The 13,902-nt window shown below is 67.3% G+C and carries 14 protein-coding genes and 2 pseudogenes; 7 read left to right on the plus strand and 9 right to left on the minus strand.

The features are described from left to right. Nucleotides 1-259: 259 nt before the first annotated feature. The 5 genes and pseudogenes from traF to traA all read right to left on the minus strand — a co-directional run bounded on the left by traF (nt 260) and on the right by traA (nt 6,951). A complete protein-coding gene (gene traF / locus MFF61_RS32750) occupies nt 260-799 on the minus strand; it encodes a conjugative transfer signal peptidase TraF (protein ID WP_306423431.1) in 540 nt (179 codons plus the stop codon). Continuing rightward, nucleotides 796-1,914, minus strand: coding sequence for a hypothetical protein (locus tag MFF61_RS32755; protein WP_238241909.1), 1,119 nt, complete (start codon nt 1,912-1,914; stop codon nt 796-798). The genes traF and MFF61_RS32755 overlap by 4 nt, the downstream gene beginning before the upstream one ends. Before the next feature lie 61 nt (nt 1,915-1,975). Beyond that, nucleotides 1,976-2,350: pseudogene (locus tag MFF61_RS34000) on the minus strand (cell filamentation protein Fic); the annotation flags it as partial. Continuing rightward, nucleotides 2,347-2,622 carry a hypothetical protein gene (locus MFF61_RS32765; RefSeq protein ID WP_238241891.1) on the minus strand — a complete coding sequence of 92 codons (276 nt, stop codon included), beginning with the start codon at nt 2,620-2,622 and terminating at the stop codon, nt 2,347-2,349. The gene MFF61_RS32765 and the pseudogene MFF61_RS34000, both read right to left, overlap by 4 nt. Nucleotides 2,623-2,811: 189 nt before the next feature. After that, nucleotides 2,812-6,951, minus strand: a complete 4,140-nt coding sequence (gene traA, locus MFF61_RS32770; protein ID WP_238241893.1) for a Ti-type conjugative transfer relaxase TraA — start codon at nt 6,949-6,951, stop codon at nt 2,812-2,814. A gap of 258 nt (nt 6,952-7,209) precedes the next feature. On the opposite strand from traA, the gene MFF61_RS32775 reads away from it, so the two are divergent. From MFF61_RS32775 to MFF61_RS32785, 3 genes are read left to right on the plus strand one after another with little or no spacing between them, the layout of a single operon-like run. Next, the gene (locus MFF61_RS32775) at nt 7,210-7,503 is read left to right on the plus strand and encodes a TraC family protein (RefSeq protein ID WP_238241894.1); all 294 of its coding nucleotides are present in this window, start codon (nt 7,210-7,212) and stop codon (nt 7,501-7,503) included. Then, entirely contained in the window at nt 7,484-7,687 is a 204-nt protein-coding gene (locus MFF61_RS32780; protein WP_238241895.1) for a conjugal transfer protein TraD, read from the plus strand. Before MFF61_RS32775 ends, MFF61_RS32780 begins: the two co-directional genes overlap by 20 nt. Next, entirely contained in the window at nt 7,656-9,620 is a 1,965-nt protein-coding gene (locus tag MFF61_RS32785) for a type IV secretory system conjugative DNA transfer family protein (protein ID WP_238241896.1), read from the plus strand. Before MFF61_RS32780 ends, MFF61_RS32785 begins: the two co-directional genes overlap by 32 nt. Nucleotides 9,621-9,677: 57 nt before the next feature. Here the strand turns inward: MFF61_RS32785 and MFF61_RS32790 are convergent, their stop codons facing one another. The 3 genes from MFF61_RS32790 to MFF61_RS32795 form a co-directional block, all read right to left on the minus strand. Beyond that, complete coding sequence (locus MFF61_RS32790; RefSeq protein WP_238241897.1) at nt 9,678-10,139, minus strand: hypothetical protein; 462 nt, start codon at nt 10,137-10,139, stop codon at nt 9,678-9,680. A 281-nt stretch (nt 10,140-10,420) separates the two neighbouring features. Next, nucleotides 10,421-10,660 (minus strand): RES family NAD+ phosphorylase, encoded by a 240-nt coding sequence (locus MFF61_RS34110; RefSeq protein ID WP_353960074.1) that lies wholly within the window; start codon nt 10,658-10,660, stop codon nt 10,421-10,423. Between the two features lie 15 nt (nt 10,661-10,675). Continuing rightward, nucleotides 10,676-10,912, minus strand: coding sequence for a hypothetical protein (locus tag MFF61_RS32795; RefSeq protein ID WP_238241898.1), 237 nt, complete (start codon nt 10,910-10,912; stop codon nt 10,676-10,678). Between the two features lie 278 nt (nt 10,913-11,190). Here MFF61_RS32795 and MFF61_RS32800 point away from each other — a divergent pair, with 278 nt between their 5' ends. The 4 genes and pseudogenes from MFF61_RS32800 (at nt 11,191) to MFF61_RS32815 (ending at nt 13,399) form a co-directional block, all read left to right on the plus strand. Next, nucleotides 11,191-11,625 (plus strand): hypothetical protein, encoded by a 435-nt coding sequence (locus MFF61_RS32800; RefSeq protein WP_238241899.1) that lies wholly within the window; start codon nt 11,191-11,193, stop codon nt 11,623-11,625. Nucleotides 11,626-11,971: 346 nt separating this feature from the next. Then, a pseudogene (locus MFF61_RS32805) lies at nt 11,972-12,403 on the plus strand (GNAT family N-acetyltransferase); the annotation flags it as partial. A 328-nt stretch (nt 12,404-12,731) separates the two neighbouring features. Then, nucleotides 12,732-12,983 carry a FitA-like ribbon-helix-helix domain-containing protein gene (locus MFF61_RS32810; protein WP_238241901.1) on the plus strand — a complete coding sequence of 84 codons (252 nt, stop codon included), beginning with the start codon at nt 12,732-12,734 and terminating at the stop codon, nt 12,981-12,983. Beyond that, on the plus strand, nt 12,980-13,399 hold the full coding sequence (locus tag MFF61_RS32815) for a type II toxin-antitoxin system VapC family toxin (RefSeq protein ID WP_238241903.1): 420 nt from the start codon (nt 12,980-12,982) through the stop codon (nt 13,397-13,399). The genes MFF61_RS32810 and MFF61_RS32815 overlap by 4 nt, the downstream gene beginning before the upstream one ends. A gap of 212 nt (nt 13,400-13,611) precedes the next feature. On the opposite strand, the gene MFF61_RS32820 is transcribed toward MFF61_RS32815, so the two are convergent. Continuing rightward, nucleotides 13,612-13,863, minus strand: a complete 252-nt coding sequence (locus MFF61_RS32820) for a type II toxin-antitoxin system prevent-host-death family antitoxin (RefSeq protein ID WP_306423430.1) — start codon at nt 13,861-13,863, stop codon at nt 13,612-13,614. Nucleotides 13,864-13,902 lie beyond the last annotated feature (39 nt).

Below are 13,902 nucleotides of genomic sequence, written 5' to 3' on the forward strand. Positions count from 1 at the left end.
ACACATTCTGCGATGACCCCGGGCTGAGGGCGCGCCGGCTTCGCCGTCGGGCTCTCGTCGGTTCTGACGCCCGTCCCCGAGCTGCCGACTCGGCGTCTCGGCCTGCGGTTTCGATCCCTCGCGGGGCGCTGACGCGCTTGGGGGCCTGGCGGCCAGGTCTCGTGTGGCGCGCCGGCCAGAAGGCGATTGGTATAATCCGCGCTTTCTTTGAACCCACGGGGCCGCGAGGCGCTTCCGTGGGTTCGCGTTTGGGGGTGCGTCAGGGAACGGTCAGGACCGGCTCCGTGTAGGCGTAGACCGAGGTTTCGGGCAGCGGCCCGTAGTAGCGGCCATCGAAGGAGTAGGGATCGTAGTCCGACACCAGAAGCGTCTGGTGCGGCGGGATCGCTCCGCCCGACCAGGACGCCATCGGACGCCCGGCCGCATCGCGGGCTTGACGAGCCGAATTCGGGATCTCCTGCCCGTTGACCCGCATGGCGCCGCCGGTGCCGTCGAAGGTCACGATATCGCCGGCGACGGCCACGATCTTCTTCATGATCGGCCGGTAGCCGTTAAGGCACCAACCCGGTCCGCCCATGTAGCCACGCCCGAACGCCTCGTCGAAAGCTGGCGAGCTTGGCGGGCACGCCAGCGCCATGCGCCCGCGCGTCAGTGGTGGTTCGACGGCTTCCACGCGCCGCCAGATGCCGCGCGGGTAGGAGGGCGTCATGTTGAGTGTCAGCCCGAACACCTCGAACGTCCCAAGGATCGCTGCGGCCGCCACGAAGGCTCCGATCCCGATGAGTCGGTATCCGTTCAGGGCTCAATCTCCGCTGACCGACGCGTGAGCTTCAGGTCGTGCTCCACCTTGCGCTCTTGACGCTCGTGCTGAGCCTGAACCCGATCATGCAGCCTCCCCACGTCCTGCGTCAGACGAGCAACCCGTTCGAGATCGTGCTCTTTGATGCCTGACATGCGATCCCGCAGCTCGGCCATTCGGTCGCCTCGGACGGCTGCCATGCCAGCCCATCCGAAGCGCTGTTGAGCAGCTTCGAGAAAGGCGTTGATCTCGTTCACAAGGCCCGTGTTGCGGGCGACCTCGGCAATTGAGGTCGCCGTCATCTCGCCTTGGCCCAACACCGCTTGCAATTCCTCGCTCGGCGCCGGAATGGCGATCTGCTCCCGCTGAACGTACTCGGACCAATCCGAGAGGATTTCGGCTTTGATGGAGCGGGCGACGTCCGCCAACTCGCTGAAGGCGTTGGCCACCGATCCACCTGCGCTGCGCGCCCCCTGACGTTCCGCGTCCTCCCGGCCGAGCCGAGTCGTTCCGCCCCTCAAATCGCCAAATACTTCTGGACGTTCGTAAAGCTGCATTCTGATCGCCGGCTCGGCTTCAGGCATCTCGATCGCCTGCGTGGTGAGCGAGGCCACCACCGCCGCAGGTTCCTTGAACGCGACTTCGGCGGCTGATTTCAGAGCAGCGACGTAGGGCGCTATGTGTGGGTCGGCCTTCACACGCGCCGAGACTTCCGACAAAGGCAGGGTTCGATCAGCGGCGTTGGCCGGCAGAGGGAGACTTTGCTTCTCGCGAGGCCGTGTCTCCACCTGGCTCGCCTCAAGACTGGATGATGCTGGAGGCCGCGGCGCAGAGTGCGCCGAGCAGCAGGTTTCGACCTTGGCTGTCGATTGAGCGGCGGTCGACTCGGGCAGCGGGCGATCCGTTTCCCGCGCGGGCCCTAACCCCGGCAGCGAACGCAGGATCGTGGCCTCTTGCTCCCGGCCGAGCCCCTCCAGGCGAACGTGGGGCGCCAGGAAGCGATCGAGATGGCGTCCGGGCTGGTCCAGCTCCTTCGTGAGGGCCTCGAGGTAGTTCTTCTTGGGGATGGCCTGCCAGTTTGATGTGAAGGCCCGCCCTCCGGCACATTTCGCCATGCACGACCATGATCGTGCGCCCGTTCCCCTCCAGAAACGGGTGGGCGTAGGCGAGGAGGCCCATGACCTCGCCCGGCCGCTCGCGCATGATCTCGACCTTCTGGCCGCGCGTGAGAGCGTGCGCGGCGGCGCGACGGATCTCGTCCGGGTAGGCGAACAGGTCGGACCGGCCGCCCTTGACGATGGCGATGTCGGGGGCGTTCTCGGTCCGATCCTGCCCTGCCCACGGATACATGGTCTGGAACAGCCGCCGGTGCGTATCGACCACGTCCTCGTAGCCAAGCGCCTTGTCGGTGCGCAGCGCCGCGACGGCTCCTCCCACATGATCCCGAAAGATCTCGTGCTCGAGGCGCTTCACCTCGGCCGGGTCTTTGACTCCTTCGTTGTTCCGCAGATACCCCCGGCTCTCGAAATCGCCGAACGGATCGAAGGTCATGCCCGGCTCTGGCGCAGGTAGGCGGCGTGCAGGCGAAACCGCTGCTCGGGGGTGAGGACGCCCGCGTCGGTCAGCGCGCGCAAGAGACACTCGGTCTCGTCGGGCGCAACTTCGGCGTCCGAGAGGCGGGAGATCGTTTCGGCGTAGTCGTCGAGCGGGCGGCGCTCGTACACGACGTCGTGCGCGCGGGCGAGCTCGCGGATTTGCTCGGCGACGGAAGGGCCCGCCTCCGTCTCACGGGCGCCGAGGGCGTTGGCGGTGGTCATGGTCATGGGTTGTCTCCATAGCGCTGTGCGCCCCGGCCGGCGCGATTGGGCGCTCTTTCATAAGAGCTGCCCGAAACCCGCGTCGACGCTCTCTCCCTTCATAACATCCAAGCCATCCTCCGGCCTCACCCTGACTCTGCCCGGCAACAGAGGCGGACCCGCGTCAGGCGGCCCGCGCGCCCCGGCCACGGCCTTCTAACGGCCGCGCTCGTTGCGCTGCTGCAGGTCCCGGACGAGCTCCCTCTGCCGATCGCGCTCGAGCCGCTGCCCCCGCGCGAGCGCGCGCGCCGCCTCGAGGCGCGGCAGCTCGCGCGCGAACTGGGCCCGCTGCTCGGCGGTCGGCCGGGGCGAGACCCGCTCCACCTTGAGGCTGAGCCCGAACTTGCGCAGAACCGCCTCCCCGAACGCCTCGACCTCGCGGCGCACCTCGGGGCTTGCCGACAAGGCGCGATACTGCTCCCCCACCTGGTCCGAGGCGAGGCCTTGCAGCCGGTCGACCACGGCCTGGGCCGCCGCCGAGAGGCCCGGCACCTCGATCGCCGCCGCGGCACGGGCCTCCCGCTCCTGCTCGGCTGCGAGGCGGACCGCGCCGGCATAGTTGTCCCCGAGCTCCCGCGCCCGGAGCGCGAAGTCCTTGGCCGTCTCCTCGGCGGCGGCGCGCGCCTGCTTCTCGGCACGCCCCACGAACATGCCCTTGGCTCCGGCCAGGGCGCCGATCTCTTCGGGCCTCTCGAACAGGTGATCCACGAAGCGATCATAGCCCTCCCGGTCGGGCAGCGCCTCGACGATCGCCCGCACGGCCGCGTCGGGATTGCGGTAGACGACGCGCGCCGCCGCCTCGAGCGCCTTCACCTCGGCCGAGATCGAGCCGTCGGCCATCACCCTGTCCCGCGCGACCTCCTCGGGCGTCCGGTCGAATGACGTGACCGCGGCGAACAGGGGCCCAGGTCGCGTCGCCCGATCCTGCGCCGCCCGCGCCAAGCGCGCGTCCATCTCGCGCTGCGCGGCCGCGAAGTCGCGCACCTTGGGTCCGAGCGTCCTGAGCATCCCCGCCGCCCAGCGATCGCGGCCCAAGGCATCCTCGAACCGCTCGGTTGCCCGCTCCGTGAAGGCGTCCGCCCCGAAGCGGCGCGTGAGCGCCGCGTCATAAGCGACGAGTTCCGCCGTCAGGTCCTCGCGGTCGCGAGCCCGGGCGCCGGCAAGCCGCTCCGCCTCCGGCCCGGCCTCCCGGGCCTCCACGAACGCCCGCAGCAAGCCGCTAGCGCGATCGGAGAGATACGGGACCGCGTGCCCCATCCGCTCCGTCCGCACGACCGCCGCCGCAGTTTCCTGCGCCAGCCTGTCCCGCCAGATAGAGGACGCGCGCATCGCCTGGTCGGCTGCGAAGCCCGCGTCCTCCTGCGCCGCCGCCCGCTCCGTCCGGCCCGCCCTCGCGACCTCGGACTCCGGCAGCAGGCGAGCGAGCAGCCCCCGCCGTTCCTCCCGGCCGTGCATCTCGCCGAGTTGTTCGGGGCGCTCGCGCATGAGCGCGGCAAGCGCGGCCATGTCAGCCTCACCGCGGATGGCGGCATCGATCCGCGCGACGATCGGATCGGAGTTCTTCCACACCGCCTCGACCGCGAAGCGCGCGGCCTCGCGGGCTCGATGGAAAGCAGCGGCCGCGGCGACCCTGGCCTCGATCGCCGCCTTGTCGGTGCCCGGCGCGCTTCGCACGGCCGCCACCATGACCTTCGCGGCGCGCTCGGAATGGGTCGCCGGTTCTGTTCTCGCATGCACTGTGACGGCTGCGGCTTTGTCAACGATCGCGCCGGCGTCGACCTCGGCTGTTGGCGCCGTGCCGGTCTGCCTCGGCACCTGGTCGGCGGTCGCGAGCGCCGCTTGCAGGATCGCGGCGGCATCCCCGGCCGCCGGGGCGCGCTCGTTAATTTTCGTCTCCGCCCGCGGGCGTTGTGCGCTGACATCCCGTGTGAGCGCGCGGTCGGGAACGGCCTCCGGCAAGTCGTTCACATTTGCGCGCCGGCGCATGAAGTCATGGTCCAGGGTCGTCGTGGCGGCGCCGTCACGCCCGAGCTTCTGCGCCAGGTCGGCGAGGCTGCCGAACGTCTCCGACGACGCGTAGATGACGGCGTCGTCGCGGTGCCGCGTCATCGCCACATAGGCGAGATGCCGGTCCATGGTCTCGGACGCATAGACCAGCGTTCGGTCGACCGTGGCGCCTTGCGCCTTGTGGACGGTCGCCGCGTAGCCGTGGCTGAAGTGCTCGTATTCGGACGGCTTCAGCGTGACGGTGTTGCCCCCGTCCGTCCGGACGGTGAGCGTGTCGAGGCCCAAACCCTCTACCGTGCCCAGCATCCCGTTCTTCACCTCTGCTTCATTCTTCAGAAACAACACCCGGTCCCCGATGGCGAAGCCCTTCAGGCCGCGCGAGGTCTCGAAGTGAACCTCCGTGCCGGACAGTTCGCCGCCCGCCTTGCGGGCGTCGCGGATCCCGCAGTTCAGCGCATCCACGTCCTTGTTGGCGTGCGCGACGACCAGCACCGACCCCTGCCGGTTGGCCACGCTCCAGTCCGCCACGATCTGCTCTCGCGCGGCCTCCGCCGTGTCGTGGAAGCGCACCGAGCCGTGTGACCGGTACGCCTGCAACGCCTCGAACGTGCGCCCACGGGCGAGGTCGAGCGAGGCCTCGCGCTGCCACTCGTGCGCACGCTGGCGGCGGATGCCCTCCAGCTCGACGAAGCCGATCCGCTCCGAGATCGCGCGGAAAGCCGCCCCCGCCTGGATGGGCTGAAGCTGCATCGCGTCGCCGACCAGAACGGCCTTGGCACCGGCAGTGTGGATCGTGTCGATCACCCGCGCGAGCTGGCCGGAGGAGACCATTCCGGCCTCGTCGATCACGAACACGTCGCCCTTTTGGAGAGCGTCGCGCCCCTGCGACCAAGCGTATTCCCACGACGCCAGCGTGCGGCTTTCGATCCCGGAGCTGTCTTTCAAACCTTCTGCCGCCTTGCCGGCGAGCGCCGCGCCGAACACCCGCCGACCGGAGGCGATCCAGGCCTCCTTCGCCGCCTGGAGCATGGTGGATTTGCCCGATCCGGCGAACCCCACCACCGCCGCGATCCCGCGCGCGTCGGTGACGTAGCGCACAGCCTCGCGCTGCTCCTCCGACAGCGCGGCTCGGCCGTCCGTCGCGGTCCTGATCGTATCGTCTTGAGCGTTCAGCGCCGCCTCGACATGGGCGCTGTCGACCCCGTGCGACGGGTCGAGGCGAAGCGCCCGCGCCTGCTCCATCATGCGCTGTTCAAGGGCGATCATGTCGCGCGTGGCATACACCATCGCCTCGACCATCCGGCCCGTGAAGGGGTCCAGCGCGCTCGACAGGGTGGCCGCGATGTCCGGTGACGCGAGCGCCTCGTCGACGAGGGTTCTGACTTCCTCCGGCTCGGCCCCTTTCAGGTAGCGGTTCGCCACGCGCTCCACGTCGCGGCGCGTGAACACGGCCGCCTGCGATGCCGCGAGCCGGACCAGTTCGCTCGGGTTCGCGCGGATGCGCTCGGCATTTTCGCGCTGGATGGCGGCCTGCCTCCGCTCAAGGCTGCCCTCGATCCTACCGTTCCGATCCGACCTGTTTTCGGGCCCGAGATGAACATTGGGGGTGAGCGACGATCCACGCTCGTTCAGCGATCGGCCGTCGATGCGGGCCTCGATCCCGGCGCGCTCGAGGTGCCGGTTGGTGACGTTCTCCCACGCCCGGCGCCAGTCCCGGATGGTGTCGCGTCCGTCCTCCCAAACCTTGTACTGGACTTTTCCGTTCGCCCGCACGGGCTCGCCCGCCGCGTCGAGGATGCGGCTGTAGCTCTTGCCGAAGCCGGTCTCGGACAGCGGCTGCGCTGTGAGCATGACGTGGGCGTGCGGGTTGCCGGGCTTTTCGTGGATCACCCAGTCCGCCACCACGCCGCGGCTCGTGAAGGCCTCGCGCACGAAGTCGCGCATGAGGGCGATATGCTCCTTGCGCGACAGCTCTTTGGGGAGCGCCATGTTGATCTCGCGGGCGAGCACGGCGTTTGCGCGGGTCGCCTCCCGCTCGACCCGGTTCCAGAGGGCTTCGCTTGCCTGGGCCGGGGCGCGCCCGTCGACCAGGTTGCGCAACCACTCCGGAGTCTGGTCGGGCAACGCCAGCTCGGCATGGACCTTCTCGTCCCGGTGGTTCGTGTAGCGGCAGGTTCGCCCCGTCTCCTCCTCGCGCATCCGCTCCCGGTGGCGGTAAGACGCCGCAGCGACGGCGCCACGGCCGTCCCCGCGGGAGATCCTCTGCACCGTGAAATTGAAGATCGCCAAGAGCAGGACCGGAGCGAAGCAGCAGCGTCGCCAAGCGTAGCAGATCGGTTTTCCGGGGAAAACCCATATGGTGCGCCCTCAACACGCGGGCCGTCCGGCCCGCTCCGCTTCGGGACCTCATACGGACTCGCTCCGCGAGCCTTCCTCGTGCGCTAACGCGCAAGGGAAAGCTGAACCTCGAAGAACTCCAGCTTGACCCGTATATCCGTGTCGCTTAGGCCCATTACCGTCGGAACGAACAACTTTTATGGGGAAGGCATGGCACGCCGCAGGAACCGGGCGGACATCCTCGCCGAGATCGAAGATCTCAAGAAACAGTTGGCCGAGAGCGAGGAGCGAGAGGAGCGTCGGATCGGGAAGATCGCCAACAAGGCAGGCCTACTCGATCTCGATATCAGCGACGAAGACCTCACAAAGGCCCTGACCGAGCTGGCCGCGCGATTTCGCAAGGGCCGCCACAAAGCGCCGGCCGTGGTCGACCCTCCGGCGGCTGCGTCAGAGGCTGGTGCGGGTTCAAAGGGACCGCAGCTCGATGACGGCGCGCGCACGTAAGGTCGACGCCCGCGAGAAGATCCAGCTCGGTGGCCTCGTGGTGAAGGCGGGCTTGAGGACGGCGGATAAGGCCGTGCTCCTCGGGGCGCTGCTGGAGCTCGCCGCGCTCGATCCGGCCAGCGAACGATACAAAAAATTGAAGGCGAGGGGTGATGCCGAGTTCAGCCAGTCAGCCGATAGCTGAGACCCCGACGAGCATTCTCGTCGGGGTCTGCCTGCTGGCAATGGCGGCGAGCGTATCGGTCCTCTACCTCGCTTGGCCCTTTTTGGTCGAGCTGTTCCCGGCTCAACATCAGCTCACCGTGGAGCGTTCCTGGTACGCGCTGCGGTGTGCCGTTCCCGCGCTCGTGGGCGTTCTCTGCCTGCCCTTCATCGCCCTCCATAGGCGGCGGCAGGTTGCCCTCGCGGTCGCTCTCGCCTCCTTCGCGTGCGCGACGCTGGCCATCTTGCTCGAGTATCAACGGGTTGATCGTCTGCGCGGCGACATCGCCATGGGCGAGGCTCTCCGGCAGTCCGACAAGTTCGTCTGGTACGGCGCCGCCTTCGCCGGGTTGATGGGCTTTGGAGCCGGCCTGACGATCCGCAGGCGGCTCCGATCGCCGCGGCGATCGTCGTCGACGCTGTATGGCAATGCGGACTGGATGCCGATGAAGGAAGCCGCCGAGCTCCTCCCGGAAACAGGCGGGATCGTGATCGGCGAGCGTTACCGTGTGGACCAGGATGACGTTGCCGACCTTCGCTTCGACCCCCGAAATCCTGACACCTGGGGCAAAGGCGGCAAGGCTCCGCTGCTGGCGTTCGACTGCTCTTTCGGGTCGACACATGGTTTGGTGTTCGCGGGCTCAGGCGGCTACAAAACCTCGTCGGTGGTCGTTCCGACCTGCCTGCGGTGGAGGGGCCCGATCGTTTGTTTGGACCCGACGGGCGAGGTGGGCGACATGGTGTACCGTGTTCGCAGCACCTCCAGGCGAAAGGTCCGTATCCTCGACCCCCGCAGACCGAAGGTGGGGTTCAATGTCCTCGACTGGATCGGAACGGGCGAAACCTCGGCCGAAGAGGATGTGACCACCGTCGTCACCTGGCTCATGACCGAGAGCGTGGATTCGTCCGGCAACACGCGCTTCTTCGAGGTCTCGGCGCGGCACCTCCTCACCGGCGTTCTCGCCCACATCGTCTTCTCGGACGAATACCGCGGCCGCCGGACCCTCAAGGCGCTCCACGAGTTCATGGCGCAGCCGGAAAAATCATTCCGTGAGCGCCTGGCCAAAATCCATCAGCAGTCTCCTAACAAGTTCGTCCAGGACGCGCTCGGGCCGTTCATCAACCTCACAGAGGCGACCTTCTCGGGCGTCCTGAAGGGGGCGAGTTCGGAAATCGAGTGGCTGGCCTATGATCGCTACGCCGCCCTGGTGTCCGGCAACACCTTCGACCCCAAGCAATTGGTCTCGGGCGAGATCGACCTGTTCATCTCCATCGACCTCGCCACCCTCAAGGCCCATCCGGCGCTCGGCCGGGTCATCATCGGCGCACTTCTGAACACGGCCGCCAACGGCTATGCCGCGATCCAGGATCGGGTGCTGTTCATGATCGACGAGGCGCGGATGCTCGGCACGATGAGCCAGCTCGAGGTGATCCGCGATGCCTTCCGCAAGTACGAGATCACCCTGGTGCTGGTCTACCAGTCACTCGGCCAACTCGATGAGATCTGGGGCAGGCACGCCCGTTCCAAGTGGCTCGACAACGTGTCCTGGGTCTCCTTCGCCGTGGTCGGCCATCCCGACACGGCCGAATTCGTCTCGACGAATTGCGGCACCTACACCGTAGAGACGACGGCCCGAACTGTCGCCTCGAATGGGCGCGGGTCGCGGACTCGGACCTTGGGCGAACGACGGCTGATCCTGCCGCAGGAAGTCACCCAGACCATGCGGTCCGACGAGCAGATCGTGTTCATCCAGAACGCACCCCCAATTCGCTGCGGGCGCGCCATCTTCTTCCGTCGGGAGGACATGAGAGGGCTCGTCGGGGAGAGCCGGTTTCAGAGCAAGGCTGCTGTCTATCAGGCCGGCGAAAGTCCGGGTGGCGCTGGACTCGCGCCAGCTCCTGGACCGGCCGAGTAGCGGCACGATCCGGAGGGACCGGAGCGCACGGCAGGCTGAGAGCCGCCGCACGCCGCGTTACATCTGAAGGCGCTTCCACTCCATGTCGGGTGCCACGATCTCGAGGATGTAGTCCCAGATCGCCGGGATTGCCCCGAGCGCGACCGACCAGAAAGCGAGCTGGCCGGCGAGCTCCAACTGGCCCGCATAGAGCTTGATGCCCATGCCGCAGAACGCGACGAACGACGCTGCGTAGAAGAAGAGGATGAACGGGCGCACAAGGATCATTACCAACGCCAGCGTCACGACCGCCATCCGCACCAGGTAGCGGATCGGCCAGAGCAGTACGCACAGGATCACGCGGAAAGCCCAAAGGGGCTCGAGCATCGACGCGGGGTTTGGCTCTGACGCGCGTTGGCGCCGCCACCGGGAGTTCGGCGGTTCGTTGACCACAGTGTATTCGGCGTCGATGATTGGACGATCGTGCTCCGCCAGTGCGGGCGCAGGGCGGCGTTCCGACTCCAAGCGTATCCACGTCATGGCGAGCCTCTCCGCCCGCCAGCCGGCCCGGCTATCCTATGCGGGGCAGGAACGCGTCAAGTTTGGTCGCAGAGAACCGGTCCGGTTGAAAGGTCGATGCGGCGTGCGGGCGAGTGCCCGCATGGGCGACTTTACCACACCCTCCGGCCTCTCTACGGCGCTCTCTGGTCAGCGCGTTCGGCCTCCGGCTGCTCCGCGTCCCGCTGCGCCCGGCGGGTGGAAAAGTCGCCCCCGCTAGGAAAGTGAAAGGAGTGCGGGCCCACCGACCCGCGCGACGGGTCTCACGTCCGCCCGATCGCTACATAGGCTGCGGCCGGATGGCCCTCGAGGCCGGCTCTGCGGCCTCGACAGGTCGACCAGGAACTTTGGTCTCGCGGCAAGTCGGCCAGCGGATCAAGAGCCACGACTCGCGGTGAAGCCGGACCGACCTTCCACTGCCAGAGGACGAGATTGATCCCGCGTCCGCGGGCGGACGGAACCCGGACCCCGGGGGCGCCGTCCGCGATGAGGCGATCGGCCAAATACCAGGTCCGCGGTCACTTCTTGTCGACGAGCGCGATCTGCTTCCATGGACATTCCAAGTCGGCCGGTTCGACGCCGATAGCGCGCACGGTCACGAGGTCGTTCAAATCCGCGATGCCGTCCGCGTCGACATCGTAGGCGCACAAGGTGCCTAGTCGAATGCCGAGGTCCTGTTCATGCTGGGCACCGGCCGTCGCGAACGCTTCCGACATGTAGAGCGCGGAGCTCAGGTGCGTTCCAACGGTCGCCACGCTTGGCCCCCCTCTCCCCGCTCAGCGGCCGATGTGACCAGCGCGGGCTGAGCATGCGCCAGTGGCGCCAGCGTCCAGCTCCTCCCTGCGCCAGTTGCTCACGACCTGGATTATCTCCGCTTCGATCCAATCCCCAATTTCCTTGCTAAGGCTCGTCCCGTTGCAGAGCCCAGCCCCGCCGGTGGCCGTCCACTGCAGGCCAAAAGGGCACCACCGGCCATAGTGCCTGCACATTTCGGCAATACCGAGGTCGCAATTGAAAACCGCGACGTAAGCAAGTGCAGATCTCGGATCTACCCGCCGATGAAGACCCACTCGACACGACTGAGTCGCTCCTGAACGGCATCGAAGATGCCGTGCGCCGGGCGGCGCACGATCCAGCTTTGCGGGCCGAGCTCATCGCGGGGTTCGAGCGCGGCTTCGGCATGCAGCATGCTCTGCTGTCGGAGGCGCCGGGTGGCCTTTCGCGAGCCGCCGTCGCCGCTATGCTCGCCGATTTCGGAGCCACGCTTCGCGCCAACGGTCAGGAAGCCGCGTTTCTCGGCTATACCCTCGTTTCCATCAAGCTCGAGCTGTACGACTACCCGCCCGATCACCCACAGGCCGAGCGCATCGCGATCATGGAGCGCCATGTCGCCGACGTTGTCGGGTTGGTCGGTCGAGAGGTGGAGGAAGCCCGCTCGGAGGTCATCAAGGACATTGCTCGCCACTGAGGCGTGTTCGCGAGGCGGAACGCAAGACCCAAACCCGCCGCCTGATCGAGGCAGGCTGCCTGTCGAAAAAGCCGGGCTTCTCGCGCTCGAACCGAAGGCGCTCTAGGGGGCGCTGCTGTCCTTGGGCGAGCGTTGCCGACAAGGACTAGGTCGCCAAGTGGGAAGCGGAAGGCGGCCGCGCTCTCGCGCTCCTTGACCCGTCCCGATTTTACGTGGGCAGCGGCGGTGCGCAGGCGGCTGCCGAATGAGCGATCCCGTCGTGACCTCCCACTTCACACTCCGACCGGTCCAATCGAAGGGATCCGAATGACGACACCGCCCCTCATTCTCGAGCGCTTCGGCGCCCACCACCGCCCGCTCATCGCGGCCCTGGTTCCGGCTCGACCCCGAGACCGCGCGACGGCTCGACACGTCCAGCTACGCTCAAGCCCGGGCCGGGCACGATCCCTACGTCGCGTGTGACGCCGCCACCCAGGCAGTCCTCGGCTTCGGAGTCATTAACCGCGATACCGGCCAGGGCTGCTTCCTCAACGTGATCACCCACCCGGCCCACCGCCGCCGCGGCATCGCCCGGGAGACGATCGCGCTTCTCGTCCAAGAGGCGCGGCGGTTGGGCTATGCAGGCCCGATCGGCGCCATGGTCGAGGCCACGCATGACGCAGCCCTCGCGCTCGCCCGGAGCGCCGGGTTTGTGCCAGACCCCAACCCCGCCGCCCAGCACCGTCACTGGCGCGAGCTGGTGCTGGCCGAGCGGACGCCGGGAGGCGCCCTGTCGTGATCCGAGGAGCGACCAATAGCCTGTTCGGGCGTGTCTACGGCGCCGTCATCGCGGCCGCGCTCGCCGTCGTCCCGATCGGGTTCCTCCTCGATATATCGGCGTTGCCGCCTGGCGGCTTTGGCGCTTTACCGGCTGCGCGCTCAGCGCGATCGGCTCCGTGCATCAGATGTGCTCTATATTCCATGCATGAGAGCAAGGCCGATTAGTAGGCCGTCAGGGCTCAACCCTGGCGACCTCGCCAAGCCGTCTGGTTCGGCCTCCGCTCGGAGGTCGCCCTCTTTCCCTCGCTGGAAAGACATGCTATCATGATAGCACAAAGGAACGGAAGATGGCCCAGATCCTAGTTCGCGACATCGAAGATGACGTTAAGAAGCGTCTGCAACGGCGCGCAGCCCGGCATGGCCGCAGTATGGAGGCCGAGGTCCGCGACATCCTTCGCGACGTCGTCAAGGAAGAGGAACGTCCCGGCGGCGGGCTCGGAACTGAGATCGCGGCGCTGTTCAGCGGCATTGGCCTACAGGAAGGGGAGGAGATCCCCGAGCTGCGTGGCTATACCGTCAAGAGTCCGTTCGAGGAATGATCATCCTCGACACCAATATCATCTCCGCCCTTATGCACCATGCGCCCGATACCGCGGTGCTGCGCTGGCTCGACGAGCAGCCGCGGGCCTCGGTATGGACCACAGCAATCACAGTGCTCGAGGTCAGGTTCGGGCTCGAGATCATGCCGGACGGACGACGCCTGCTCGCGCGCCGCGAGGCGTTCGATAGCCTCATCGCCGAGAAGCTCGAGCGTCGCGTTGCACCTTTCGATGCGGCTGCCGCACAGGAGACGGCCGTGTTGATGGGGGCGCGTCAACGCCGGGGCGAGCCGCGCGACCTACGCGACAGTATGATCGGTGGCATCGCTTTGGCTCGCCACGCCACGATCGCGACACGGAACCTGCGGCATTTCGATGATCTTGGAATCGAGATCGTCGACCCATGGAAGGCGTGAGCGTCGGACGACCCTTGAGCCCGAGGTTTCGACACCCTGCTTGAACCCCGTCATGCGCGCATTCGATTGCGGAGCTTGGTCCGGTTCGATCCGCCCGAACGAAAACTCCCCTCCCCTCGCCTCCGGTCAGGCTGCTGAGGTAGCCGCCGGGGCTCTTAAAAGCTCTCTTTTGCGAAGCTCTGAGAGCACGTTGGGTGTCGAGGAGTAACCCTCTACAAATCCACGTCCCGGACCCGGCCGATCACGAGCGGGCGCTCGAGCTCGAGGTCGCGCAATGGCGAGATCGCCAGAGCCTCGACCAGGCGACGGCCAGTGTGGCGTTCTCGGTCCCGGTCGAAAGCTTCGGCCGACACGATCACGACAGCGTCCTCGCCGGGCAGCACCACGAGCTGCGGGCCGTCATCACGCGCACGGTTCACGACCTCGCTGAACAAAGCTTTCGCATCTTGAAGGCGCACAAGCACCCCTCAGATGGGTCCCGGCTGTTGTTGCCCCCGAACGAC

The organism is Methylobacterium isbiliense, from assembly GCF_022179325.1.
Lineage (GTDB): Bacteria > Pseudomonadota > Alphaproteobacteria > Rhizobiales > Beijerinckiaceae > Methylobacterium > Methylobacterium isbiliense.

What these genes read in the sequence shown, in the direction of transcription:
- MFF61_RS32755 (WP_238241909.1), bottom strand. Translation starts at nt 1,914, where the DNA reads ATGGCGAAATGTGCCGGAGGGCGGGCCTTCACATCAAACTGGCAGGCC.
- MFF61_RS32780 (WP_238241895.1), top strand. Translation starts at nt 7,484, where the DNA reads ATGACGGCGCGCGCACGTAAGGTCGACGCCCGCGAGAAGATCCAGCTC.
- MFF61_RS32810 (WP_238241901.1), top strand. Translation starts at nt 12,732, where the DNA reads ATGGCCCAGATCCTAGTTCGCGACATCGAAGATGACGTTAAGAAGCGT.
- MFF61_RS32765 (WP_238241891.1), bottom strand. Translation starts at nt 2,622, where the DNA reads ATGACCATGACCACCGCCAACGCCCTCGGCGCCCGTGAGACGGAGGCG.
- MFF61_RS32775 (WP_238241894.1), top strand. Translation starts at nt 7,210, where the DNA reads ATGGCACGCCGCAGGAACCGGGCGGACATCCTCGCCGAGATCGAAGAT.
- MFF61_RS32785 (WP_238241896.1), top strand. Translation starts at nt 7,656, where the DNA reads ATGCCGAGTTCAGCCAGTCAGCCGATAGCTGAGACCCCGACGAGCATT.
- MFF61_RS32815 (WP_238241903.1), top strand. Translation starts at nt 12,980, where the DNA reads ATGATCATCCTCGACACCAATATCATCTCCGCCCTTATGCACCATGCG.
- MFF61_RS32790 (WP_238241897.1), bottom strand. Translation starts at nt 10,139, where the DNA reads ATGACGTGGATACGCTTGGAGTCGGAACGCCGCCCTGCGCCCGCACTG.